This is a genomic window from Thermus sp., assembly GCF_056332225.1.
Genome location: NZ_JBWGQW010000258.1, coordinates 1 through 518, shown reverse-complemented (window position 1 = coordinate 518; position 518 = coordinate 1). Strand labels below are relative to the sequence as shown.

Genomic DNA, 518 nt, shown 5'->3' with positions numbered 1-518 from the left:
CCCTCGGTCACCCGCACCCTCTCTTGGAGCTTTCGCTTCGGCCCTGAGGTGGCCTTGGCGGTGTACCGCCTCACCTCCTTGCCCCACGTAGCCAGGCCCATCCTCATGGAGGGAAAGGCCCCCTGGCCCACCAGGGTGGATGCCGAACTCCCCTCGCCTCCCTTCGCCTTGCTCGCCAGGACCAACGCCGGGCTCGTGGAGGCCATCTTGCACTTCTACGAGGTCCACGGGGGGAAAGCCCACGTGGTGGGCGGTACCGAAGAACTCGCCTGGCTATTGGAAGATGCCGAAGCCTTGCGTTCTGGCTACTACCGTCCTCGCCCCCATCCCGAACTTGCGGCCATCTCCACCTGGGAGGAGCTCTCCCTCCTGGCCGAAGCGGGCTTTGCCGGGGCCAAGGTCCTCCTTTCCCTCGCCAAGAGGTACCCCTTGGCCGAACTCGCAAGGATGCTTCGAAACGCCAGAACTCCCGAAGAGGAGGCCCTTGTGGTGGCTTCCACCGCCCACAAGGCCAAGGG

1 pseudogene is annotated in these 518 nt (G+C 65.4%); it reads left to right on the top strand.

The features are described from left to right. Positions 1–135: 135 nt before the first annotated feature. Positions 136–518, top strand: a pseudogene (locus AC01Y6_RS11235) (UvrD-helicase domain-containing protein); the annotation flags it as partial.